Annotated in this window: 20 protein-coding genes; 10 read left to right on the forward strand and 10 right to left on the reverse strand. The window is 72.6% G+C overall.

The genetic code is table 11. The features are described from left to right. Positions 1 to 112: 112 nt before the first annotated feature. The 4 genes from AB0F56_RS34555 to AB0F56_RS34570 all read right to left on the reverse strand — a co-directional run bounded on the left by AB0F56_RS34555 (position 113) and on the right by AB0F56_RS34570 (position 4,335). Positions 113 to 196 carry a putative leader peptide gene (locus AB0F56_RS34555; RefSeq protein WP_352077884.1) on the reverse strand — a complete coding sequence of 28 codons (84 nt, stop codon included), beginning with the start codon at positions 194 to 196 and terminating at the stop codon, positions 113 to 115. Between the two features lie 163 nt (positions 197 to 359). Next, entirely contained in the window at positions 360 to 929 is a 570-nt protein-coding gene (locus tag AB0F56_RS34560; protein ID WP_362017059.1) for a GNAT family N-acetyltransferase, read from the reverse strand. A gap of 160 nt (positions 930 to 1,089) precedes the next feature. After that, complete coding sequence (locus tag AB0F56_RS34565) at positions 1,090 to 2,412, reverse strand: GAF domain-containing protein (protein ID WP_362017061.1); 1,323 nt, start codon at positions 2,410 to 2,412, stop codon at positions 1,090 to 1,092. Positions 2,413 to 2,658: 246 nt separating this feature from the next. Continuing rightward, entirely contained in the window at positions 2,659 to 4,335 is a 1,677-nt protein-coding gene (locus AB0F56_RS34570; RefSeq protein ID WP_362017063.1) for an acyl-CoA dehydrogenase family protein, read from the reverse strand. A 17-nt stretch (positions 4,336 to 4,352) separates the two neighbouring features. Here AB0F56_RS34570 and AB0F56_RS34575 point away from each other — a divergent pair, with 17 nt between their 5' ends. After that, positions 4,353 to 5,468, forward strand: a complete 1,116-nt coding sequence (locus AB0F56_RS34575; protein WP_362017065.1) for a YihY/virulence factor BrkB family protein — start codon at positions 4,353 to 4,355, stop codon at positions 5,466 to 5,468. A 34-nt stretch (positions 5,469 to 5,502) separates the two neighbouring features. Then, positions 5,503 to 6,240, forward strand: a complete 738-nt coding sequence (locus tag AB0F56_RS34580) for a helix-turn-helix domain-containing protein (RefSeq protein ID WP_362017067.1) — start codon at positions 5,503 to 5,505, stop codon at positions 6,238 to 6,240. Here the strand turns inward: AB0F56_RS34580 and AB0F56_RS34585 are convergent. Then, positions 6,177 to 6,575, reverse strand: coding sequence for a VOC family protein (locus tag AB0F56_RS34585; protein ID WP_362017069.1), 399 nt, complete (start codon positions 6,573 to 6,575; stop codon positions 6,177 to 6,179). The genes AB0F56_RS34580 and AB0F56_RS34585 overlap by 64 nt on opposite strands. Positions 6,576 to 6,734: 159 nt before the next feature. Here AB0F56_RS34585 and AB0F56_RS34590 point away from each other — a divergent pair, with 159 nt between their 5' ends. Beyond that, a complete protein-coding gene (locus AB0F56_RS34590) occupies positions 6,735 to 7,853 on the forward strand; it encodes a molybdopterin-dependent oxidoreductase (RefSeq protein WP_362017071.1) in 1,119 nt (372 codons plus the stop codon). Between the two features lie 12 nt (positions 7,854 to 7,865). Here AB0F56_RS34590 and AB0F56_RS34595 read toward each other — a convergent pair whose 3' ends face one another. Both AB0F56_RS34595 and AB0F56_RS34600 read right to left on the reverse strand, forming a co-directional pair. Continuing rightward, positions 7,866 to 8,687, reverse strand: a complete 822-nt coding sequence (locus tag AB0F56_RS34595) for a slipin family protein (protein WP_362017072.1) — start codon at positions 8,685 to 8,687, stop codon at positions 7,866 to 7,868. Positions 8,688 to 8,954: 267 nt separating this feature from the next. Further along, the gene (locus tag AB0F56_RS34600) at positions 8,955 to 9,785 is read right to left on the reverse strand and encodes a glycoside hydrolase domain-containing protein (RefSeq protein WP_362017074.1); all 831 of its coding nucleotides are present in this window, start codon (positions 9,783 to 9,785) and stop codon (positions 8,955 to 8,957) included. 312 nt (positions 9,786 to 10,097) lie between these two features. Between AB0F56_RS34600 and rsgA the strand changes: the two genes are divergently transcribed. From rsgA to AB0F56_RS34615, 3 genes are all read left to right on the forward strand, one after another. After that, complete coding sequence (gene rsgA / locus AB0F56_RS34605; protein ID WP_362017076.1) at positions 10,098 to 11,234, forward strand: ribosome small subunit-dependent GTPase A; 1,137 nt, start codon at positions 10,098 to 10,100, stop codon at positions 11,232 to 11,234. A gap of 89 nt (positions 11,235 to 11,323) precedes the next feature. After that, positions 11,324 to 12,691, forward strand: a complete 1,368-nt coding sequence (locus AB0F56_RS34610; protein ID WP_362017078.1) for an AlkA N-terminal domain-containing protein — start codon at positions 11,324 to 11,326, stop codon at positions 12,689 to 12,691. A gap of 7 nt (positions 12,692 to 12,698) precedes the next feature. Continuing rightward, positions 12,699 to 13,139, forward strand: a complete 441-nt coding sequence (locus tag AB0F56_RS34615) for a GNAT family N-acetyltransferase (protein WP_362017080.1) — start codon at positions 12,699 to 12,701, stop codon at positions 13,137 to 13,139. On the opposite strand, the gene AB0F56_RS34620 is transcribed toward AB0F56_RS34615, so the two are convergent. From AB0F56_RS34620 to AB0F56_RS34630, 3 genes are all read right to left on the reverse strand, one after another. Continuing rightward, positions 13,111 to 13,521: a PPOX class F420-dependent oxidoreductase gene (locus AB0F56_RS34620; protein ID WP_362017082.1), complete on the reverse strand. Its 411-nt coding sequence runs from the start codon at positions 13,519 to 13,521 to the stop codon at positions 13,111 to 13,113. The two genes, AB0F56_RS34615 and AB0F56_RS34620, sit on opposite strands and share 29 nt — an antisense overlap. 65 nt (positions 13,522 to 13,586) lie before the next feature. Continuing rightward, positions 13,587 to 14,069 (reverse strand): DUF456 domain-containing protein, encoded by a 483-nt coding sequence (locus AB0F56_RS34625; protein WP_362017084.1) that lies wholly within the window; start codon positions 14,067 to 14,069, stop codon positions 13,587 to 13,589. A gap of 113 nt (positions 14,070 to 14,182) precedes the next feature. Continuing rightward, complete coding sequence (locus AB0F56_RS34630; protein ID WP_362017086.1) at positions 14,183 to 15,166, reverse strand: helix-turn-helix domain-containing protein; 984 nt, start codon at positions 15,164 to 15,166, stop codon at positions 14,183 to 14,185. Between the two features lie 233 nt (positions 15,167 to 15,399). Between AB0F56_RS34630 and AB0F56_RS34635 the strand changes: the two genes are divergently transcribed. The 4 genes from AB0F56_RS34635 to AB0F56_RS34650 all read left to right on the forward strand — a co-directional run. Beyond that, on the forward strand, positions 15,400 to 19,164 hold the full coding sequence (locus tag AB0F56_RS34635) for a S8 family serine peptidase (protein WP_362017088.1): 3,765 nt from the start codon (positions 15,400 to 15,402) through the stop codon (positions 19,162 to 19,164). Positions 19,165 to 19,272: 108 nt separating this feature from the next. Beyond that, complete coding sequence (locus AB0F56_RS34640; protein WP_362017090.1) at positions 19,273 to 20,586, forward strand: protein phosphatase 2C domain-containing protein; 1,314 nt, start codon at positions 19,273 to 19,275, stop codon at positions 20,584 to 20,586. A 27-nt stretch (positions 20,587 to 20,613) separates the two neighbouring features. After that, positions 20,614 to 22,356: a pyruvate dehydrogenase gene (locus AB0F56_RS34645; RefSeq protein ID WP_362017092.1), complete on the forward strand. Its 1,743-nt coding sequence runs from the start codon at positions 20,614 to 20,616 to the stop codon at positions 22,354 to 22,356. A 151-nt stretch (positions 22,357 to 22,507) separates the two neighbouring features. Further along, a partial coding sequence (locus AB0F56_RS34650) for a delta-60 repeat domain-containing protein (protein ID WP_362017094.1) occupies positions 22,508 to 23,891 on the forward strand: 1,384 nt, incomplete at its 3' end.

Below are 23,891 nucleotides of genomic sequence, written 5' to 3' on the forward strand. Positions count from 1 at the left end.
CGGGACTGCGGGAGGGCGGCTCTGACCTGCACACTCGTACGTGGGTCAGGGGATGGCGCGACGGTGCGCAGCAGGGTCGGTCTGAAAGGTGCTCGCGGCGGTGCTGGTTCTCTCAGCGCGCCGAACACATGGCGCTGGACATGCGGCCGAGGTCGACGTGCCGCCGACTCACCAAGGCAATTCCAGTTCCAGACATGACGGAAGCGTGTCACGGGACTTTGGACCCAGTCCAGCTTCGTCCGCTATGTGGACAGGAGTGTCTCGCTGTGCGAGATGGTGTGGTGTGGGTCACGTTCGAGGGTCACGCCCGGGCCGCCCTCCCGCGGACCCGGGCCGTCGTGCGGCCCGCTCGGCCGGGCTCAGCCGTGCGCGCCGGGCCAGGGGCCGGGCGTCTCGGACTCCTCGACCTCCTCCACCTTGGTGTCGAAGAGCCGGAAGCCCCGGCGCAGGTAGTTGTCCATCGCGTGCGGCCCGTCCAGCGAGCAGGTGTGCAGCCAGACCCGCCGGGTCGCCTCCCGCTCCGGCCACCGCTCCGCCAGGTCCCAGGCGCGCTGGACACCGTACGAAAGGAGGTGCCCGCCGATCCGGCGGCCCCGGAAGGCGGGGATGAGGCCGAAGTAGACGATCTCCACGACACCGTCGTCCTGCGGGTCCAGCTCCACGTACCCGGCCGGCGTCCCCTTGTCGTACGCCACCCAGATCTCCGCCCCGGGCTTCTCGACGATCTCCTCCCACTGCTTGTACGTCAGTGACAGCCGGTCGTTCCAGCGGATGTCGCCGCCGACCGCCGTATAGAGGAAGCGGCTGTACTCGGGGGAGGGCACCTCGGCACGCCGGATCGCGACGTCGTCTCCCTCGGGCGGGGTCGAGGCGCGCAGGTCGGACGGCGCGGTCTGTTCGAGGGACCAGGTGGTGAGAGTGATGCTCATGGGTTCATCGCATCATGCGGAGTGCGCGATTCCCAAGGGGCTCCGTCGGTCGGCTGTCCGCATGGTGGACAGCGGTGGGATCGAGAGGGCCGGGCGGGGCCGTGCGGGGTCGGCCGGGCCGGTCCAGGTCAGGCCGGTCCGGGTCAGTCCGCCTCCCGCTCTACGCCCTCCCCAGCCGTCCCGCCCGTACCGCCGGGGCCGTCGAGTGGGGAAGCAGGTCCACCGGGTCGGCCGGGGCGACGATCTCGACCTCGACCTCCTCGCTGAACCGGTACGGGCGGTGGGCGAGCACGCTCGCCAGGTTCCGGCGGATCCGCGACATCTCCGCGCGGACCGTCACCGTCCTCGTCCGGTCGCCGAACACGTCCTCGGCCAGCTCCGCCGCCGTCCGCCCGTCCCGGTGCCGGGCCAGCACGTACAGCACCTCGGCGTGGCGTGGGCTCAGCTCCTGGGACCAGCTGCCCGCCGCCCCCGACACCGCCACCGACCAGCGGCGCGGCCGGCTCAGGTCGAGCACCACCCGGCCGGCCGCCTCCGCGCCGCCCGGGGCCGAGGCGTCCGCGCGCTTCTCCTCCTCGATCCGGAGCAGCCAGCCGCCCGGCAGCGGCTCCACCGCGCACATCCCGAGCGACGGCAGCCAGACCCGCCCGGCCCGGAACGACTTCGGCAGCGTGATCCGGTCCACCGGGGCGAGCCCGGTGACCGCCGCCGTCCAGCCGTGCGCGTCGACCGCGACCGCGCGCCCGCCCACCCGGCACAGGATCGGCGCGGCCACCGAGCGGAGCCGCTCGATCGACCGCAGATGGCGGTCGCGCATCTCCGCCTCGGCGAGCTGGGCCACCGAGCCGACGAGCGCGAGCGTCGACGGATGGAAGCTGGACGCCGGTCCGCTGACGTCCACGATCCCCAACAGCCGCTGGTCGCGCGGATCGTGGACCGGGGCTGCGGCGCACGTCCAGCTGTGCAGGGTCTGGACGTAGTGCTCGGCCGAGTGGACCTGGACGGCCCGCCCCATCGCGAGCGCCGTCCCCACCGCGTTCGTCCCGGTGGTGTGCTCGGTCCAGGCCGCGCCCTCCTCCAGACAGATGCCGTTGGCCTGCCGCATCACGGAGAGGTTGCCCTCGCGCCAGAGCACCCGGCCCTGCTCGTCGGTGACCACCATGATCTGCATCGAGGCGTCCGCGATCCCGGCGAGCATCGTGCTCAGGGTGCGCATCACCTCGCCGAGGACGGTCGTGCGGCGCCGCTGCTCCAGCTCGTCGCGCTGGAGCAGCACGCTGCTGGTGCCCTGGTCCGGGTCGAGACCGAGCCGGAACATCCGCTGCCAGGAGGCGTCGATGACCGGCCGGGGAGCGATCGGCGGCGTGCGGCCGGCCAGCGTCTCGTCCCGTACCCGGTGCAGCAGCCGGGTCGCCTGGGCGGCGTCCATGGCGGCCAGCCGCTTCATGTCGAGCCGAGTATTGTTCAGCTGAGTGTTCTTCATCGGTCTCTCCCAGCCACCCTCACTGCCGCGTCGGTGCTGTATCGGTTCTGCCGGACTCCGGAGTCCGGTGCCCATCGTGCCGTCCGGTGCTCGCCGGTAGAGCCCGATTCCGGTAATCCTGCAACCCTTTGCAACTCTGGTAGCAACCGCTCTCGTGCGTGAAGGTGGTGCGAGCGGAGGGTGGTGCCGTGTCGGCGCAGCACCACCCACCGCTTTTCGCGGCGGACGAGCCACCCGAATCGGCGCTCAGACCTCGGCCCGCGCCCGCTCCACCACCGCTCCCAGGTCGAGCGTCGACGGCAGCGTCCCGAACGCCGTGCCCCAGTCGCCGCCGAGCCGCGAGGCACAGAAAGCGTCCGACACCTCGGACGGTGCCCAGCGCACCAGAAGCGACCCCTGCAACACCAGGGCCATCCGCTCCACGAGCCGTCGCGCGCGCCCCTCGATGCCGTCCAGGTCGGCCAGTTCGGTCAGCATCCCCCGGATCGCCCCGTCCAAGCGGTGGTCCGCGCCCCGCGCCTTCCCGACCTCCGTCAGGAACGCGTTGAGCGCCATCGGCTCCCTCCCCCTACGCCCTGGGGCGTGGGGGGACCCCCACAACGCCCGCAGCACGTCCAGCGCCTGGACGTTCCCCGACCCCTCCCAGATCGAGTTGAGCGGCGACTCGCGCAGCAGCCGGGGCATCCCCGACTCCTCGACGTAGCCGTTGCCGCCGAGGCACTCCAGCGCCTCCGCCACCGTCGGCGTGCACCGCTTGGTCACCCAGTACTTCGCCACCGGCACCGCGATCCGCATGAACGCCCGCTCGGACTCGGAGTCCGTGTCGTACGCCGCGGCGAGCCGCATCCCGAGGACCGTCGCCGCCTCCGACTCCAGCGCCAGATCCGCCAGTACGTTGCGCATCAGCGGCTTCTCGATCAGCACCCCGCCGAACGCCCTGCGGTACGCGGCATGGTGCACGGCCTGCGCCACCGCCTGCCGCATCTGCGCGGCCGAGCCCAGCACACAGTCGAGGCGCGTCGCCGCCACCATCCCGATGATCGTGCGGACCCCGCGCCCCTCCTCGCCGACCCGGCGGGCCCAGGTCGTCCCGTCGAACTCGACCTCGGCGGAGGCGTTCGACCGGTTGCCGAGCTTGTCCTTGAGCCGCTGGATCGCGAACGCGTTCCGCGTCCCGTCCGGCAGGACCCGGGGGACGAGGAAACAGCTGAGGCCCCCGGGAGCCTGGGCGAGCACGAGGAACCCGTCCGACATCGGCGCCGAGCAGAACCACTTGTGCCCGGTGAGTACATAGGCCCCGTCCTCGGCCAGCGGCCGGGCCTCCGTCGTGTTCGCCCGTACGTCGCTGCCGCCCTGCTTCTCCGTCATCCCCATCCCGAAGAGCACCCCGGCCTTCTCGGCCGGCGGCCGCAGCCCCTGCTCGTACACCCGCGAGGTCAGCAGCGGCTCCCACACGGCGGCCAGGCCCGGGTCCGCCCGCAGCGCGGGCACGGCGGCGTGCGTCATCGACAGCGGGCAGCCGTGCCCGGCCTCGGTCTGCGTCGTGAGGAAGAAACCCGCCGCGCGCCGCACATGTCCACCCGGACGGCCCCACGCGTTCGTCAGCCCCGCGCCCACCGCCCGGCCCAGGAGCCGGTGCCAGGCCGGGTGGAACTCGACCTCGTCGATCCGGTTCCCGTACCGGTCGTGGGTCCGCAGCCGGGGCGGAAACGTGTTCGCCAGGTCCCCCCACTCCCGCGCCTGCTCCGAACCGGCGGCCCGGCCGAACTCCGCCAGCTCCTCGCGCGCGGAGCCGAGAACCTCCGGGCCGAGCGGGTCGAGATGCCGATCCACCGCCTCCGCGAGCGCCCGGTCCGCGGAGAAGACGTCGTATCCCACCAGGGGCGGAGGCTGATTGGTCACGGTGTGGGTGCTGGCTGCCATGCCGATACGGTAAGGAGGTGCAGGCAGCAAACGAAACACCCGAGCGGCGCCCCGGGACCCGACTCCACCGGGCCCGAGTCCTCTACCGCAACGTATCGAAGCGGAAGATGGTCTGGCTGCTCCTGAAGGACACCGTCAACTCGTGCATCGAGTACCGCATCCTCGGCCTCGCCGCCGAGGCGGCGTTCTTCACCCTTCTGTCGCTGCCCCCACTCCTGCTCGGACTGATCGCCCTCCTCGGCTACGCCGACGACTGGACCAACACCGACACCGTCGCGAGCATGCGGGAGAACATCCTCCACGCCGCCGGAACGGTCCTCTCCGACCGCGGCGTACGCGACATCGCCAAGCCGCTCCTGGACGACGTCACCCAGGGCACCCGCCCCGAACTCGTCTCCCTCGGCTTCGCCATCGCCCTGTGGTCCGGCTCGCGCGCCGTGAACGTCTTCATCGACACCATCACCGTGATGTACGGCCTCGACGGCCACCGGGGCATCGTCAAGACCCGGCTCCTGGCCTTCCTGCTCTACATCGTGGCGCTGCTCATCGGCGCGGTCGTGCTGCCGCTCGCCGTGGTCGGACCCGACCGGGTGGTGGAGCTGATCCCCTGGGGCACGGAGGTCGTCTCCGTCCTCTACTGGCCGGTCGTCATCCTCCTCTCCGTCGCCTTCCTCACCACGCTGTACCACGTCTCCGTGCCCGTCAGATCGCCGTGGATCGAGGACATCCCGGGCGCGCTCGTGGCGCTCGGGATGTGGGTGCTCGGCAGCTTCCTGCTGCGGATCTACCTCACCAGCCAGGTCGAGGGCCCGACCATCTACGGCTCGCTCGCCGCGCCCATCGCCGTCCTCCTCTGGATCGGCATCTCCGCCTTCGCCGTGCTCGTCGGCGCGGCGGTGAACGCGGCGATCGACCGCGTCTGGCCCTCGGTCGCCACCGCCGCCGCCCGCGAGGCCTCCGACCGCGCCCGCGCCGCCCAGGCCGCCGAGCTCGTCGCGCGGCTGCGCGCGGAGGCGGACGAGGTGGACGAGGACGACCCCGACATGCCCTCGGAGTTCCCCGAACGCTGGTCGCGCTTCCTGCCCCCGGACGACGTCAAGTCGCGGCTGCACTCGGGGTGGGAGAAGGACTAGGACCCGGCTCGGGAACCGGCTTAGGCTCGGAAGGGTGTACGAGGAACGTCCCGCGCGCCTGGCCGGCGCGGTCGTCTGGAGCATCGGGCCCTCGCCCGTGGGCGAGGAGCCGGTGGCGGTGCTGCCCGACGGGTGCATGGACCTGCTGTGGCACGACGGCCGGCTGTACGTCGCGGGCCCCGACACCTTCGCGTACGTCCCCGAGGCCGGCCCCGGCCCGTACGCCGGGCTGCGCTTCGCGCCCGGGGACGCCCCCGCCCTGCTCGGCGTACCGGCGAGCGTCCTGCGGGACAGGCGGGTCGACCTCGGGGCGCTCTGGGGCGAGGCCCGGGCCCGGCGGCTCGCCGAGCGGGTCTCCGCCGCGCCCGACCCGGCCGCCGCGCTCGAAGCTCTGGCCGTCGACCGGGCGGCGGACGCCCAGGACCCGGACCCGCTGATCCGCGCTGTCGCCCGGCGCCTGGCCGCAGGACGCCCCGTCGCCGAGACCGCGGAGGCGGTCGGCCTGGGCGCGCGGCAGCTGCACCGGCGCTCGCTGGACGCGTTCGGCTACGGGCCCAAGACGCTGGCCCGGATCCTGCGGCTCCAGCGCGCACTGGCCCTGGTCAGAGCGGGCGTCCCGTACGCCGAGGCGGCCCTGCGCGCCGGGTACGCCGACCAGGCGCACCTGGCCCGCGAGACCCGGGCGCTCGCCGGAACGACGCTCTCGGCCTACGCCTCGGCCTGGGCGAAGAGGGAGACCCCGCAGCCGTCCGGGTCGAGCACGACGGCGTAGCGCTGCCCCCACACCGCGTCCCAGGGCTTCAGATGCCCCTGGTAGCCGGCGGCGACGAGCGCCTCGTACGTGGCGTCCACGTCCCGGGGCGAGTCGCACAGGAACGCGAGCCCGATCCGGTCACCGCCCTGGGGCCGGGACCAGTCGGCATCGAAGGACCGGATGACCTCTTCGGTGTCCCACGCGATCCGCATCCCTCCGGGCAGGGCGGCCTCCACGTGCGGCTGCGTGTCGGCCTCGGCGGGCACGTCGAGACCGAGCCGCCGGTAGAAGGCGAGCGAGGCGGCCATGTCGGCGACGACGAGGCCGATGACGTCGAGTCGTGGTGTGTTCATGGGACAACGGTAGGCAGGGGTCGGGGCCCGGGTCTTGTACGAATCGGACGCGGCGCGTGGGGTCGGCCGAAGGCGGCGAGTGGGGGCGCAGAGCCTGACGAGTGGGGGCGCGGGGCCGGACGTACGCTGAGAAGGACCGCGCCCGACGGAGGTGTCGGCATGAGCACAGCAGCCGTTCCCCAGGGGATGGGGGCCACCGCCTGGGCGCCCGAGACGGTGACCACGGAGCCGTACAACGCCCAGACCCCCCTGGCCGCGCTCGCCGATCCGGTGACGCCCGCCGACGCCCTCTTCGTACGGGACCACTTCGGCGTCCCGCGCCCGGAGATCGCCCACTGGCGGCTGCGCGTCGACGGCGCCGTGACGGCCCCGCTCGACATCGACTACGAGCAGCTCATCGCCCTCGGCGGCCGCGCCGGGCGGCGTGAGCTCGACGTCGTCCTGGAATGCGCGGGCAACGGGCGCGCCCTGATGAACCCGCGCCCGCCCGGCCTGCCCTGGGAGCGCGGGGCGGTCGGCTGCGCCCGGTTCGCGGGCGTCCCCTTCCACCTGGTCGCCGAACGGGCCGGGCTCGCCCCGGAGGCCGTCGAGTTCGTCTTCACCGGAGCGGACGAGGGCCCCTTCCACGGGCGGCGGACCGCCTTCGAGCGCGCCCTGCCGCTGGCCGAGGCCCTGCACCCCGACACGCTCCTCGCGACCCACCTGAACGGCGAACCGCTCCCGCCCCGGCACGGCGCCCCGGTCCGGCTCGTGGTGCCGGGCCGGTACGCGGTCGCCGACGTGAAGTGGCTGGTCGGGGCGAGGGCCGTCACGACGCCCTTCACCGGCGTCTTCCAGACCGAGGAGTACGTGTACATCGCCTCGGACGGCACCCCCGACGGGCCCGTCGGGGCGATCCTCGTCAAGTCGCTCATCACCACGCCGGAACCGGACGAGGACCTGCGGCGCGGGACGGAGACCGTCGTACGCGGCAGGGCCTGGTCCGGCGGCGGGCGGACCGTCGGCCGCGTCGAGGTGCGGGCCGAGGACGAGGACGGCACAGGACCGGGGCAGGACGACCCGGACACGGGGTGGCACGACGCCGAACTGGAGCCGCCCACAGGGCCGTACGCCTGGACCGGCTGGTCGTACCCGTGGACCCCGCGCCGCCCGGGCCGCTACCGCCTGCTGGCCCGCGCGACCGACTCCCACGGCGCCACCCAGCCGGACCGCGCCCCGTGGAACGCGCAGGGCTACGGCTGCAACACGGTGGCGTCGGTGGAGGTGGTGGTCGTCTGACGCTCGGTCCGCCTACTCCCCGGGAGCGCGCTGCTCGGGGAGCGTGCCGCCCGCAGGCTCCTGGGGCTGGTCGAACTGCCGGGCGGCCCGGTCGAAGTAGCGGAGCAGCTCCACCGGGAAGGGCATGACGAGCGTGGAGTTCTTCTCGGCGGCGACCTCCACGACCGTCTGCAGCAGCCGCAGCTGCATCGCCTCGGGCGTGTCCGCCATGATCCGCGACGCGTTGGCGAGCTGCTGCGCCGCCTGGAACTCGCCGTCGGCGGTGATGACCCTGGCACGCCGCTCACGCTCGGCCTCGGCCTGCCGCGACATCGACCGCTTCAGGGACTCCGGCAGCTGTACGTCCTTGATCTCGACCCGGTCGATGTGGACGCCCCACCCGGCGGCCGGACTGTCGATCATCAGCGCGAGCCCCTCGTGGAGCCGTTCCCGGTCGGACAGCAGGTCGTCCAGATCGCTCTTGCCGATGATCGACCGCAGGGAGGACTGGGCGACCTGCCCGACCGCGAACGCGTAGTCCTGCACCTCGATCGCGGCCCGCGCGGGATCGACGACCCGGTAGTAGACGACGGCGTCGACCTTCACCGAGACGTTGTCCCGGGTGATCCCCTCCTGCGTCGGGATCGGCAGGGTCGCGACCTGTACGTTCACCTTCCGCATCCGGTCGGCGAAGGGGATGAGCAGCGTGATGCCGGGCTGCCGATGCCCCGGCAGCGCCTTACCGAAGCGGAACACCACGCCTCGCTCGATCTGATTGATCACCCGCAGTCCGCTGCGCAACACCAGCAGGACACAGACGACGGTGATGACGGCTCCGACAGCGACGCCATCCATGGCAGCACACTCCCTCGTGGGCGCGGTTCGACACTCTTCAGGACGGTCATGGTGGAGCGAGCGGATGCGAACGCAGCGTCAAGAGCGCGTCAAACCAGGCACGTTGACGCCAGGAGCGTCGTGCCGGGCTGCCGGCTGATCGAGGCACGAGTGCCGGATGGCCTCGCCGTCCGCCGCGCTCCGGCAGATGGACGATCCCCTCACGAGCCCGAGCCTCCTGGGTGGCTGGACGAAGGGACGAGACACCGCCGATCCGGAAGCCGCTCGTCAGCCGATGATGGCGACCGGGGCGTCCCACGCGTTGCGGTCGACGGTGATGGTGTGGCCGCCGCGGGTCTCCTTGCTGTTGGCCTTGTACTGGTGGCCCCGGCTGTGGCCGGTGTACAGCTTCGGGTCCCAGGGCCAGTCCTTGGTGGTGGTCTCCTGGCCGTTCCACAGGGCGTACCAGAGGTTGCCCGGCAGGTCCGTACGGTCCTTCGCCGTGGCGATCGCCTTGGCGCTGGAGCTGCTGAAGCCGTAGAGGCCGGAGCGGTAGGTCTTGGCGCGCAGGGTCTTGGTGAAGGACCGCACGTAGGCGAGGGTCGCGTCGTTGCACGCTTTGTCGGCGGTGTTGTACGGCTCCATGTTGAGGTAGATCGGGCTGCCGGGCTTCATGCCGAGCGCCGAGGCCTTGGCGACCGCGTCGGCGGCGTTGCTCGCGCCGACCGAGGTCGCGGTGGCCGCGGTGAACCGCTCCTTGTTCCCGCTCTTCTGACAGGGCGGCTGGGCGCCGACGTAGAGCGGGACGACCCGCCAGCCGAGCGTGTCGACCGACTTCACCCAGGTCTTGGTCAGGTTGGGCTGGGCGCAGCCGCGGTTCTTCCCACCGATGTAGACGGCGACGCCGCCGTAGTAGGCGTCCTTCTTCCACGCCTTCATCGCAGTGAGCGAAGGCGCCGTGCAGGCGTCGAACGCACGGCCCGTGTACGTCTTCTGCGCCGGCCACGGCGTGGCCGCCATCGAGGACTGCGCCGCGACCCCGGCACCCGCCACGACCGCGACGGCCGTCGTCGCCAGCGCTACGTAACGGCCTTTTCTGGACAGCCGGTGCTTCGGCATTTCCCCCACCTCGTCTGATGTACCGGCTCCGGTCTCCGGAGCCGGTTGCACCTTATCCGGAGGAATTTAATCGGTGGTGCCGTGTCCTGGGGCGGGGCTAGGGTTTCGCTCATCCGCTCCCGAGGGGGCGGGCTGAGTCGGTTCGTTGAGAAGAAACAGGAGGTGAGGACATTGATGACTGTCATGGTGACGGGCTGTGCCCGCATTCAGGAGTTCATCGTTCCCACCCCCGTGGTCTCCGGCTGACCTTCCCTCTGCTTTCTGCGTGCCCATGGGGCGCGTGCCGGGGCCACCCTTGTGAAGGGCCACCCCTTGTCTTCCTCCTCTCTTCAGGATCTTCAGGATTCGACCTCGCACGACCTCACCCCGTACGGCTGGGACGAGGGCTGGGAGGCCGCTTTCGCCCCGTACGAAGTGTGGGACCTCATGCCCGGCCGCGTCCTGCGGGTCGACCGGGGCCAGTGCGACCTGGTCACCCCGCTCGGCATCATCCGGGCCGACACCGAGTTCGTCGTGCCCCGGGACCCGCTGAAGGTCGTCTGCACGGGCGACTGGGCCACCGTCGACCGCGACGGCGATCCCCGGTACGTACGGCACCTCCTCCCGCGCCGTACCGCCTTCGCGCGGTCCACGTCCTCCAAGCGGTCCGAGGGGCAGATCCTCGCCGCCAACGTCGACCACGCGATCATCACCGTCTCGCTCGCCGTCGAGCTGGACCTCGGCCGCATCGAGCGCTTCCTCGCCCTCGCGTGGGAGTCCGGTGCCCAGCCGGTGGTCGTGCTCAGCAAGGCCGACCTGGTGCCCGACCCGGTCGGACTCTCGTACCTCGTCGAGGACGTGCGGACCGTCGCGCCGGGCGTCCAGGTGCTGCCCGTCAGCTCCGCGACCGGCGAGGGGCTCGACGTCCTCCGCGCGCTCGTGGCGGGCGGTACGAGCGTGCTGCTCGGCGTCTCCGGCGCCGGGAAGTCCACGCTCGCCAACACGCTCCTCGGCGACGACGTGATGGACGTCCAGGCCGCCCGCGACGTGGACGGCAAGGGCCGCCACACCACGACCACGCGCAACCTGCTCGTGCTGCCCGGAGGCGGTGTCCTCATCGACACGCCCGGTCTGCGCGGGGTCGGGCTCTGGGACGCCGAGACCGGCGTCGGCCAGGTCTTCTCGGAGATCGAGAGCCTGGCCCAGGACTGCCGCTTCCACGACTGCGCCCACGAGGCGGAGCCCGGCTGCGCCGTGACGGCGGCGGTCGAGGACGGTTCCCTGTCGGTCCGCCGGCTGGAGAGCTACCGCAAGCTCCTCCGCGAGAACCAGCGGATCGTCGCCAAGACCGACGCCCGCCTGCGCTCCGAGATCCTCAAGGACTGGAAGCGCAAGGGCGCGGAAGGCCGTGCGGCGATGGAGGCCAAGCGGGGCGGCTCGGGTGGCCGCGGCCGGCACTCGGGCTGGTAGCGGGACCTGGGGAGTCCCGGGGAGCGCGGTGCAGCGCGGTGTCCGAAAACCGCCAGCCGCGCCTCCTGGGCTCCCGCACACTGGAACACGTGGACAGCGTGAGCGAACAGGAATCCGACCGGCGGTACGAGGCCGTCAGCAGCCGGGACGCCCGCTTCGACGGCGCGTTCTTCTTCGCCGTCGAGACGACCGGCATCTACTGCCGGCCCAGCTGCCCCGCCGTCACGCCCAAGCGGAAGAACGTCACGTTCTTCCCGACGGCCGCCGCCGCCCAGGGCCACGGCTTCCGCGCCTGCCGGCGCTGCCGCCCGGACGCCGTGCCCGGCTCCGCCGAGTGGAACGTCCGCGCCGACGTCGTCGGCCGCGCCGTGCGCCTCATCGGGGACGGGGTCGTCGACCGCGAGGGCGTGCCCGGCCTCGCCGGGCGGCTCGGCTACAGCGCCCGCCAGGTGCAGCGCCTGCTCACCGCCGAGCTGGGCGCAGGCCCCGTCGCCCTCGCCCGCGCCCAGCGGGCCCACACCGCCCGGCTGCTCCTGCAGACCACCGGGCTCTCGGTCACCGAGATCGCCTTCGCGTCCGGCAGTGCCAGCGTGCGCCAGTTCAACGACACGATCCGCCGCATCTACGCCCGTACCCCCACCGAGCTGCGCTCCGAGGCCGGCACCGGCGCCGGGCCCCGTACCGCGCTCGCCGCCGGGGTGCCGCTGCGGCTCGCGCACCGGGGACCGTACGCCGCCCGCGAGGTCTTCGACCTGCTCGCCGCCGAGGCCCTGCCGGGCGTCGAGGAGGTGCTCGGCGCCCCCGGGGCCCGCACCTACCGCCGTACGCTCCGCCTCCCGTACGGCACCGGCCTCGTCTCCGTCGACGAGCGCTCCGCCGGGCCCTGGCTGGAGGCCCGGATCCACCTCACCGACCTGCGCGACCTGACCACCGCCGTGCAGCGGCTGCGCCGCCTCCTCGACCTGGACGCCGACCCTTACGCCGTCGCCGAGCACCTCGGCGCCGCCCCGGACTCCGTCCTCGCCGAGGCGGTCGCCGCCCGCCCCGGCCTCCGGTCGCCGGGCGCGGCCGACCCGGAGGAGTTCGCGCTCCGGACCGTGACAGGGCCCGAGGAGGCGGCCCGCCTCGTCCCGGCCCACGGCACGCCCCTGGAGACCGCCTGCGGCACCCTCACCCACCTCTTCCCCGAGCCCGCCGCGCTCCTCGACCACCCGGAGGCGGGCCCGCTCGCCGCCGCGCTCACCACCGGGGCCGTACGCCTCGACCCGGGCGCCGACCGCGACGAGGCCGAGCAGGCCCTGCGCGCCGTCCCCGGCGTCACCGCCGGCCATGCCGCCCTCATCCGGATGCGGGCCCTCGGCGACCCGGATGTGGACCCGGGGGGCGGCTCCGAGGCGTGGCGGCCCTGGCGCTCGTACGCGTACCGGTACCTGGAGCTCGCACCCGTACCGGCATGATGAGCCCATGATCAGCACAGACCTGCTCCGACCCGAGGACCGCGACGCCTGGGAGCGCCTCTTCCGCGCGTACATCGACTTCTACGGGCGCAGCGAGCCCGACGCCCTGTACGAGCGGGCCTGGAAGGCATTCCAGGACGGCACCCGTGTCCACGCGCGCGTGGCGCGGCACGACGGCCGGGTCGTCGGCTTCACCCACTTCCTCGTCCACCCCAGCACCTCCGGGCCGGACGTCTGCTACCTCCAGGACCTCTTCACGGACCCCGAGGCGCGCGGCCGGGGCGTCGCGCGTGCGCTGATCGCCGCCGTCGCGGAGTGGGCGCGGGAGCAGGGCTGCGACCGGGTCTACTGGAACACGCAGGCCTCCAACACCACCGCGCGCCACCTGTACGACAAGGTCGCCCGCGACACCGGCTTCATCAAGTACCAGATCGATCTTCCGAAGTAGCCCCCTCGGGCGGGAGACCCCAGCTGTGGATCCGGCGGGCGTGGATCCGGATGACCTCCTCGCTGAAGTGCGGGCCGAGCTCGTGGGGCCCGACCAGGAGCTCGGCCACGCCCCGGATCTCCACCCCGCGCACCCGCCAGGGCCGTACGCTCGCCAGGTCGTCGACGACCAGGGCCACCTTGGGGTGGGCCACGAGGTTGCGCCACTTCTTCGTCCTGCCCATGGCGAGCCCGCCGACCAGGACGGTGCCGTCCGGCTGCGGGAAGAAGCCGACCGGGTTGACCTGGGGCTGGCCCGCGGGGTCGACCGTGGCCATCCGGGCGAGCCGCTGCGTCCGGAGGTAGGCGAGTTCGGCTGCGTCGAAGCCCTCGAAATCCCTCATACGGCCAGCATCGCCCGCCGGGCGCGACGAGCGCATCGGCGCTCCGGCGGACACGACCTAGGTCCTCAGCCCCAGATCAGCGCGCCCACCCACGCGCCGACGATCAGCAGGCAGGCGAAGAGCTCGACCAGGATGCTCGTCCCCGCCGCCCGCATCACCGTGCGCGTGGAGGCCATGGCCTGGCCGTGGCCGCCCAGGCGGAGCCGCTCCGAGAGGTAGATCCCGCCGATGAAACCGGGGATCGCGCCGAGCACGGGGACCAGGAAGAAGCCGAGGAAGGCGCCGACGCCGGCGTACGTCACCATGCGCCGGGTGATCCCCACGCCCCGGATCCGGCGCTGCGGCAGCAGCCATACGACCACCTGGGTGAGCAGGAGCAGCGCGGTCGAGGCGACGAGCAGGATCCAGGCGAGCCCGCTCTGTTCGTGCAGCGACCACCAGAGCATGGCCGCCCACACCAGCCACGGCCCCGGCACGCCGGGAGCCAGTACCCCGAACAGGCCGAGCAGCATCACCATCGCGACGAGCAACAGCTGCCACACACCCATCTGCCCAGCGTGCAGGACCCATGATCTCCTCGCAGGTCGCGGCGTACGGACGGGGCACCCGACCGAGCCCTGCGCGCCTCGGGCCAACCCGCCCGGCGCGCCTCGCCCCGCGCCTACCCCCGCGCCACCCATCCCTTCTCGTACGCGTGCCAGCCCAGCTGGAGGCGGGTCGTCACGCCCGAGAGCTCCATCAGGCCCTTCACCCGGCGCTGCACCGTGCGCAGGCCCAGGTCCAGCTGTTTCGCCACGCTCGCGTCCGTCATGCCGGCCAGGAGCAGGGAGAGGACCTCCAGGTCCGTCGCGTCGGGGCCCGGCGCCTCCGTCTCCGTGACCTGCGCGCCCGCGCCGAGCCGCAGCGGCAGCGCGTCGCGCCAGACCGCCTCGAAGAGGCCCATCAGGGACTCCAGGAGCCCGCTCGCGTGCACCACGAGCGCCGCCGGCTCCGCGCCCCGGCCGGTCAGCGGGACCATCGCGAGGGTCCGGTCCGCGACCACCAGCTTCGTGGGCACCCGGTCCACCACCCGGATCTCCTCGTCCCGGCCGAGCGCCGCCGACAGCTCGACGATCCCCGACGGCAGCGTCAGGACCTCCCGCTCGACCACCACGCGGTAGCGCACGCCCCGCACGGCCGCCAGCTCCTCCGCGTCGTTCTCCATACCGGTCACCGCGATCGGCTTCCCCGTGACCAGCGCGCAGACCTCCTCCGTCGCGCCGAGCTGGAGCTGGAGGAAGCGGTGCGTGACCGCGCTCGCGCCCGTCACCACCTCCACCAGGTCGTGCACGGCCGGCTCGGCCGCCTCGGCGCGGTACTCCTCCGCGAGCAGCGCCGCCGCCAGCTCCGCCTGCTCCAGCTCGTGCCGCTGCTGGGTCAGCAGCGCGCCGAGGGCCACCCCCGGGGGCGCCGCGACCCACCGTCCCGTCCGCGCCGAGGACTGCGCGGCGAGCCCCTGCGACTCCAGGCGCCGCAGCGCCCGTTCGGTGTCCGTCTCCGGCAGGGCGAGCCGGTGCGCCAGATCCGTCACCTCGGCCGCGCCCAGCGCGACGAGCGCCCGGTACGCGGACTCCTGCCGTTCGTCGAGCCCTATCGCTCCCAGCATCGCTGCCCCACCCCTCACCGGACGTCCTGGGACGTCCCGGACATTCCCCTGACGTTCACCGGACGCATTCGTTCCGTTGGTGCCCTGGCGGGAATCGGCCACGGCGCATTCCCGCCGCGCCCATCATCCCTGCACCACCCTCACCTCTGCCAATGTGGCGCCACCGCAGCACCAACAGCCTCCGGGCACGGGGCCTTTGCCCGCCCTTGCGCCGGAATCAGATGGGGAGAGCGATGCGCCCGATTTCGCGTACGGCCCTGGGAGCGGCGACCGCCGCCGTCCTGGCCGTCACCGCGGTCGCGCCGTCCACGGCCGCCGTGCCGCAGGACGACCCGACCGGCAATCGACCGCTGGTCGGCAGCGAGGCGCACGGCGCCCGCGCCGGCGACCGGACCGCCACGGTCACGCTGGTCACCGGCGACCGGGTCCTGGTCACCCGTGACGCCGCCGGGAACCCGGCCGCCACCGCGCTGCCCCGCGAGGACGGGACCGTTCCGTTCGTCCAGACCCGCCGCTCGGGCCAGGACCTGTACGTCTACCCCGAGGGCGTCACCGCCGCCCTCGCCGCGGGCCGCGTCGACGAGGAGCTCTTCAACGTCACCGGCCTCGTCCGGCAGGGCTACGACGACGCGGGCACCCAGACGCTGCCGCTCATCGCGGTCTACGGCTCCGACCTCGCCCGCTCCGTCCCCGCCGCCCCACGCGGAGCCCGGCGCGGCCAGGTCCTCAAGGCCGTCGACGGCGTCGCCCTCAAGGCCGACAAGAAGCAGGCCGCCACCTTCTGGGCCGACGTGTACGCCCCCGCCGCCCGCTCCGCGACCGGCCTGAAGAAGCTCTGGCTGGACCGCAAGGTCGAGGCCACCCTGGAGCGTTCGACCAAGCAGGTGCACGCCCCCGAGGCCTGGGCCGCCGGCTTCGACGGCACCGGCACCAAGGTCGCCGTCCTCGACACCGGCGCCGACACCGAGCACCCCGACCTCAAGGGCCGGATCGTCGCCTCGGAGAACTTCACCGACTCCGACACCGCCGAGGACCGCGCGGGCCACGGCACCCACACCATCTCCACCGTCGGCGGCTCCGGCGCGGCGAGCGGCGGCAAGAAGAAGGGCGTCGCGCCCGGCGCGGCCCTCCTCAACGGCAAGGTGCTCAACGACTCCGGTTCCGGCGCCGCCTCCTGGATCATCGCCGGCATGGAGTGGGCCGTCGGCCAGGGCGCCGACGTCGTCTCCATGAGCCTCGGCAGCTCCGTACCCACCGACTGCACCGACCCGATGAGCGTCGCGGCGCAGGAACTCGCCCAGAACAAGGGCACGTTGTTCGTCATAGCCGCCGGCAACTCGGGCCCGACTCTCAACACCGTCTCCTCGCCCGGCTGCGCCCCCGACGTGCTGACCGTCGGCGCCACCGACCGCGACGACTCCACCGCGTCGTTCTCCAGCCGCGGCCCGACGATCGTCAACCACACCCTCAAGCCGGAGATCGCCGCGCCCGGCGTCGGTATCTCCGCCGCCGCCGTCGGCGGCCGGGGCGTGTACGCGTACCAGTCCATGTCCGGTACGTCGATGGCCACCCCGCACGTCGCGGGCGCCGCCGCCATCGTCAAGCAGCGGCACCCCGACTGGACGGGGCAGCAGATCAAGGCCGTGCTCGTCTCCTCCGCCGAGAGCGACGTCCCCGGCGACGTGCGCGAGGTCGGCGGCGGCCGGCTCGACGTCAAGGCCGCCATCGACCAGACGGTCCTCGGCGCCGACGCCGTCCAGGGCGGCACCTTCAACTGGCCCCAGGACAGCAGCGACCGCACCACGGTCTCCGTCCCGTACACCAACACTTCCGGCAAGGCCGTCACCCTGACGCTCGACGTCGAGAAGGTCACCGGCAACGACGGCTCCCGCATCCGCTCGTCCGTGGCCAAGCTCGGCAAGCGCACGGTCACCGTCCCGGCCGGCGCGACCGTCGAGGTCCCGCTCCACGTGGACCCGACCGCACACCTGGAGCGCGCGCAGTACGGCGACGTCACCGGACGCGTCGTGGCCACCGGCCGTGACGGGCTGCACGTCTCGACGCCGTTCTCCCTCTACGTCCAGCCCGAAACCGTCACCCTGCGCGTCAAGTTGATCGACCGTCAGGGCAGGCCCGCCGACGGCGCGTCCTCCGTCGACCTCATCGGCACCGACGACGCGAGCGGCGAGCGCCGCTTCAACGAGGGCGCCACCGACCAGGTCTTCCAGGTCCGGCCCGGCAGCTACTTCCTCTCCTCCTTCGTCACCACCCCCGACACGGGCGAGGGCGCCACACTGAACGACTCGCTCAGCTACCTGGCCCGCCCGCAGATCGAGGTGAAGAAGGACACCACCGTCGTCCTCGACGCCCGCAAGGCCCACAAGCTGTCGGTCAGCACCGACAAGCCCGGTGAACAGCGCGGCACCACCCTGGCGTTCGCCCGCTCCTGGGACGACACCTGGATGCACGCCGGAACGGCCGCGGGCACCCGCTCGATCCGCGGCTACTACGCCTCGGTCGAAGGCCGCGCCGACGAGGGCGACTTCGAGTTCGGCAGCTACTGGCGCACCGCCGCCCCGCAGATCGCGGAGCTGAAGACCGCCGACGGCACCGTCCTGCACCCGGTCACCGCCTCCCTCGGCTCCGACAACCTCGACGGCACCGGCACCGCCGGTCTCGTCGACGCGGGCACCGGCACCCCCGAGGAACTGACGGCCGCGGGCGTCAAGGGCCGTATCGCCCTGGTCCGCTTCCCGGACACCTCCACCAACGCGGCCACCGTCGCCCGGAACGCCAAGGCCGCCGGAGCCGTCGCGGTCCTCGCGTACCGCACGTCGACCGCCCGCTGGTACCCGACGGCCGGCTTCACCGGCGCCGGGTTCCCGGTCCTCGCCGTCGGCTCCGCCGAGAGCGCGGCGCTCCTGGCCAAGCTCTCCGCCGGCGAGGTCACCCTCTCCTGGAAGGCCACCGCGAAGAGCCCGTACCTCTACAACCTCGCCTTCCCCGAGTCCGGTCAGGTACGGGACGACAAGACCTACCGGGTCCGCGACGGACAGCTGGGCCGCACCGAGTCCACCTACGGCTCCATGGGCGTCGCCACCGACTTCATCGACAGCCCGGCGGCCTACCGGCCGAACGGCACCGCCGTCTACTTCGGCGCGATCGAGGCCGTCCCGGCGCCCGGCACCAGGACGGAGTACTACACGACCGGGGACACCCAGTGGGAGACGGTCCTCTCCTCCAGCTTCCCGTTCGGCGAGTTCATGATCGGGGCCAAGCACGCCTACAAGGCGGGGGAGAAGCGCACCGAACGCTGGTACGACGGCGTCATCGCCCCGACCGCCCCGCTGGACGCCGCCGGCAAGCCCGTCCTCGTCGCCGAGCGTCAGGGGAACCTCATAGGGTTCGCCGACTCCATGTGGGGGGACAACACCCACTACGCCCAGCCCGGATCCTTCGGGGACATCGGCAACCTCCGGCTCAGCAAGGACGGTGAGGTGCTCGGCGAGACCGGATGGCCGTTCGGTGTCTTCGACATCCCGTCCGAGCGCGGTACGTACACGCTCGAACAGAACACCATGAAGATCGGCAGCAAGGTGTGGAACCGCTCCACATCTGTCAACTCGGTATGGAAATTCACCTCCGAGCGTGACGAGAACGTCTACTCTCAAGGCATCCCGATTCTCTTCCCCCGGTACAACCTGCCGGAGGACGGACTGAAGACCCTCGCCGCGACCGACGGCCAGCAGATCGGCCTCACCGCGACGGGTCACGCGGGCTACACGCCCGCCGCGCTCACCTCGGCCAGGCTCTCGTACTCCTACGACGGAGGAACGACCTGGACGGAGGCGCGGGTCTCGCAGCGCGCCGGCACCTGGACCGCGACCGTGAACCACGCGGGCGCGGCGGGCAAGCCGGTCACGCTCAAGACCGAACTGACGGACGCCAACGGCAACTCCGTCACCCAGACCGTGGTCCGCGCTTACGACGTGCGCTGATCACGCCGGTCCGCCGGGCGTCCTTCCCGTGGGGGGTGGGGTCGCCCGGCGGACCTCTTTTTCGGCATGTCCCGTTTTCTGGCGGCCCGCGCGGTGGACAATAAGGGCATGACTCAGCAGGGGGACAACTGGTGGGACAAGCTCTACGACGAGTCGGTGCCGGAGACGGCACCGACAGCCACGGGCGACACGCTCGACGACCGCTTCGACTCCGCGTCACGTGCGACGACGGGCACGAGGACGCCCCCGACGCCGAGTACGACGGCGGGTGACCCGGCGCCGCCGGTGACGCGCCAGGCGCCCCCGGTGGCGCGCCCGCCCCGGGCTCCCTGGGAGCCCCCCGACCCGGACGCGCCCACCGACGCCGACGCCGACGCCACGCTCGTCGTGGACCTCCCCGAGCCCGAAGTGCCCGAGTCGCCCCTCCCGCCGCTGCCGCGCCCCCGTACCGCACACATCGGCAACAGACCGCCCACGTACGAGGCCGAGCCGACCGCGCTGCCCGTGGCCCGGCCCGGCGAGCTCGGCGAGCTGGTCGCCGACACCGTCCTCGACGGCGCCCGCTACGGCTCGTACACCCTGCGCGCCGCCTCCCAGCGCGGCGACTCCGCCCGCTACCGCGGCGAACCCCGCAGAGACGCCCTGCTCACCGCCCGGTTCGGGCAGGAGGAGGCCGCGCTCGTCCTCGTCGCCGTGGCCAGCGGCGCCCGGTCCGCCGAGGGCGGCCACCTCGCCGCCGCCGACGCCTGCCGCTGGATCGCCGAGGCTGTCGGCCGCAGCCACGCCCGGCTCTCCGAGGACATCCGATCCGGCCGCCGGGGCGACCTGAAGTCCGGGCTGCACCGGCTCACGGACCGTACGTTCGGCAAGCTGCGCGCCCGCGCCGCCGAACTGGGCGTGGAGCCCGAGGAGTACACCGCGACCCTGCGCTGCCTGCTGCTCTCCGCCGACCCCGACTGCCGCACCCGGGTCTTCTTCGGCATCGGCGCGGGCGGCCTCTTCCGGCTCCGCGACGGCGCCTGGCAGGACATCGAGCCGCTGCTCCCGGAGCCCGCCGCGCTCAGCGGAGCCCCGGTCGTCGGCTTCGGCTCCCCGCCGTCGGAGACCGCCGAGGGCGACCGCCTGACCATGAGGCTCGGCGTACCCGGGCCGCCCGGCGCCCCCTTCGTCGAGGACCCTCTGCCGCCGCCCGCCGAACCGTTCCGCTTCCGTGCCTCCGTCGCCCGACCCGGCGACACGCTCCTGCTCGCGTCGAACGGTCTCGCCGAGCCGATCCGCGGCGAACCGGCCCTCGCCAAGGAGCTGGCCGAGCGCTGGGCGTCCGCCGAGCCGCCCGGGCTCGCCGCCTATCTCGCCGACACCCAGCTCCGGGTGAAGGGGTACGCCGACGACCGCACAGGGGTAGCAGTCTGGGAGGCGTAACGGTCCGCCCCATGGGTTGATGGATCCATGGCCAAGCAGAACGTCGCAGAACAGTTCGTCGACATCCTCGTCCGGGCGGGCGTCCGGCGCCTGTACGGAGTCGTGGGCGACAGCCTGAACCCCGTCGTCGACGCCATCCGCCGTACGCCCGACATCGACTGGATCCAGGTCCGGCACGAGGAGGTCGCGGCCTTCGCCGCCGGGGCCGAGGCGCAGATCACCGGCCGTCTCACGGCGTGCGCCGGCTCCTGCGGCCCGGGCAACCTGCACCTGATCAACGGCCTGTACGACGCGCACCGCTCGATGGCCCCGGTCCTCGCGCTCGCCTCGCACATCCCCTCCAGCGAGATCGGCCTCGGCTACTTCCAGGAGACCCACCCGGACCGGCTCTTCGCCGAGTGCAGCCACTACAGCGAGCTGATCTCCAACCCGCGCCAGATGCCCCGGCTCCTCCAGACGGCCATTCAGCACGCCGTCGGCCAGAGCGGGGTCAGTGTCGTGTCGCTCCCGGGCGACATCGCCTCGGAGCCCGCCCCCGACAAGGCCTTGCAGACGGCCCTCGTGACCTCCCGGCCCACCGTCCGTCCGGGTGACGAGGAGATCGACGCCCTGGTGCGGATGATCGACGAGGCCGATCGGGTGACGCTGTTCTGCGGCAGCGGCACGGCCGGGGCGCACGCGGAGGTCATGCAGTTCGCCGAGCGCGTCAAGGCGCCGGTGGGCCACGCGCTGCGCGGCAAGGAGTGGATCCAGTACGACAACCCGTTCGACGTCGGGATGAGCGGACTGCTCGGCTACGGCGCGGCCTACGAGGCCACCCATGAGTGCGATCTGCTGATCCTGCTCGGCACGGACTTCCCGTACAACGCCTTCCTGCCGGACGACGTCAAGATCGTCCAGGTGGACGTCAGGCCCGAGCGTCTGGGGCGGCGCTCCACGCTCGACCTGGCGGTCTGGGGCGACGTACGGGAGACGCTGCGCTGCATCGTCCCGCGCGTGCGGGCGAAGTCGGACCGCCGGTTCCTCGACAAGATGCTGAAGAAGCACGCCGACGCGCTCGAAGGAGTGGTCAAGGCGTACACCCGCAAGGTCGAGAAGCACGTCCCGATCCACCCGGAGTACGTGGCCTCGGTCCTGGACGAACTCGCCGACGACGACGCGGTGTTCACCGTCGACACCGGCATGTGCAATGTGTGGGCGGCGCGTTACATCACCCCCAACGGCCGCCGCCGCATCATCGGCTCCTTCTCGCACGGCTCGATGGCGAACGCGCTGCCGCAGGCCATCGGCGCCCAGTTCACCGACCGCCGGCGCCAGGTGATCTCGATGTCCGGCGACGGCGGGTTCACCATGCTGATGGGCGACTTCCTCACCCTCGTCCAGTACGAACTCCCCGTGAAGATCGTCCTGTTCAACAACTCCTCCCTCGGGATGGTCGAGTTGGAGATGCTGGTGTCCGGTCTCCCGTCGTACGGCACGACCAATCACAACCCCGACTTCGCCGCCGTCGCCCGCGCGGCCGGCGCCTACGGCGTCCGCGTCGAGAAGCCCAAGCAGCTCGCGGGCGCCCTCAAGGACGCCTTCAAGCACAAGGGCCCGGCCCTCGTCGACATCGTCACCGACCCCAACGCCCTGTCGATCCCGCCGAAGATCAGCCGCGAGATGGTCTCCGGCTTCGCCCTCTCCGCGAGCAAGATCGTCCTGGACGGCGGGGTGGGCCGCATGCTCCAGATGGCCCGCTCCAACTTGCGCAACGTCCCCCGCCCGTAAGGCCGCTCGGTCTGTACCCGCTCTCACTCCTGGGAGTGGAACCCGAGGACCAGTGGGCGCAGCCCCGTCATGCCGTGAGCCGGAAGAGCCCGGGGCCACAGAAAGCTGTGGCCCCGGGAGCCCCCGGGTACCGACAGACGGAGCGGACGGAATGTCACTCAAGCCCCTGTATTCCCCAACGAGCCGGGCCGGGCGCATCGCCGTCGCGGCCGGCGCCATGGCCCTCGCGCTCGTCGTGAGCCTCCCCGGAGCGGCGAACGCGGCCCCCGGCGACCTCGACCCCACCTTCAGCGGCGACGGCAAGGTCATCAGCGACCTGGCCGCGGTCGAGACCAACCGGGACGTCGTGATCCAGCCCGACGGCAAGATCGTCAGCCTCTCCACCGGCTTCGACTTCGACGGCCCCAACGACTTCTACGTGGTGCGCCACAATGCCGACGGCACCCTCGACACCACCTTCGGCGGCGGCGACGGCATCGTCGCCACCGACTTCGGCGGATTCACCAACGACGAGGCCCACGCCCTGACCCTGGCGGGCCCCGGCAAGATCGTCGCGGTGGGCCGCAGCGACACCCCCGACACCGGCCGGCCCCAGCTCGCGGCGGCCCGCTACCACGCGGACGGCTCCCTGGACACCACCTTCGACGGCGACGGCAAGGTCGTCACCAGCTTCGGCGAGGACGTTCCCACCGTCGGCCACGCCGTGCTCATGGGGACCGACGACAACATCCTCATCGGCGGCTCCTTCGGCGGCGACGCCATGGTGACCCGCCTCACCGCCTCCGGCGGCCTGGACGTCTTCGGCGACGACAACTCAGGCAAGGCCGTCTTCCCCTTCGAGGGCGGCGACTCGGAGATCCACGACCTGACCGTGTACGGCGGCGGGACGATCGTCGGGGCCGGCTCGAGCCCCGCCGGCTTCGGTCTCGTCCGCCTCTTCATGGAGTTCGGCGGCCGGGACGTCACCTTCGGCGACAACGGCCAGGTGGCCACCCCGTTCGGCACCTCCGCCGAGGGCGTCGCGCTCGCGGCCGGCGGCAGGATCGTCGCCGCCGGTTCGGACGGGACCGGGGTGAACTCCCGGTTCGCGGTGGCCCGCTACGACGGCGACGGCTCCCTGGACCCGACCTTCGGCGGGGACGGTACGGTGACCACCGCGTTCCCCGGAAACGGCACCGTCGGCAACGACATGGCGCAGCAGACGGACGGCAAGGTCGTCGTCGTGGGCGACGCCACCGGCGACTTCGCGCTCGCCCGCTACAACACGGACGGCTCCCTCGACACCGGCTTCGGCACCGGAGGCCGGGTGACCACCGACTTCGAGGGCAACTGGGACGAGGGCCACGCGGTCGCCCTGCAGGCCGACGGCAGGATCGTCGTCTCCGGCAACGGCAGCGACAGCCACGCCCTGGCCCGCTACTCGATCAGCGGCACGCCCCAGCCGCCTTCGGTGGACATGTCGGTGACGAAGACGGGGCCCGGCACGATCAGTATCGGTGACCAGGCCACGTACACGATCCGGGTGACCAACAACA

Origin of the sequence: Streptomyces sp. NPDC026092, assembly GCF_040638605.1 — a bacterium.
Classification (GTDB): Bacteria; Actinomycetota; Actinomycetes; order Streptomycetales; family Streptomycetaceae; genus Streptomyces.